The organism is Pantoea stewartii subsp. stewartii (assembly GCF_008801695.1).
Classification (GTDB): Bacteria; Pseudomonadota; Gammaproteobacteria; order Enterobacterales; family Enterobacteriaceae; genus Pantoea; species Pantoea stewartii.
This window is the reverse complement of record NZ_VZPF01000234.1, coordinates 1-490: the sequence shown is the minus strand read 5'-3', so window position 1 is coordinate 490 and position 490 is coordinate 1. Positions and strand designations below refer to the sequence as shown.

Below are 490 nucleotides of genomic sequence, written 5' to 3'. Positions count from 1 at the left end.
CGCAAAAACGACTTGTTGTCAGTAAATGAGGGGGTTATCGTTGAAAAAGCAACATATATTGACATTGCAAAGTGATATCTGGCATATGAACAGTATTTGAGATCTGTATCACTCGCTCGCGGTCCCTTTTTTTATAGACTGCTTCAGGTGTGTTTTTTTTAGCGCAAAATATATTTATGGCGTTAATATTATAGTATGTGTGAATATTTTCTGCAATAAAGCGATGTTAATGGAAGAAATATAAGATAAATAGAATGTAATAGTGCAATTAATTTAGGCTGTATTCCGCAGCCTGGTCTATCGGCAAATATATCGTAATCAGACCGTGCGATAACTCAAAGGAGTTGAAATGAAAAGAACAGTCGTTGCCAGTATGATAGGGTTGGTGCTATGCGCTGGAAGTGTATTATCAACCGCCCAAGCGGCAACTGCAAAGCGCCCGAACTTAGTTATTATTCTGGCGGATGATTTAGGGTATGGCGATCTCGCA

Annotated in this window: 1 protein-coding gene; it reads left to right on the top strand. The window is 39.0% G+C overall.

Translation table 11 applies throughout. The features are described 5' to 3' along the window. Window positions 1–349: 349 nt before the first annotated feature. The coding region (locus F7Q90_RS27535) for a hypothetical protein (protein WP_249042849.1) at window positions 350–490 on the top strand (141 nt) is incomplete at its 3' end.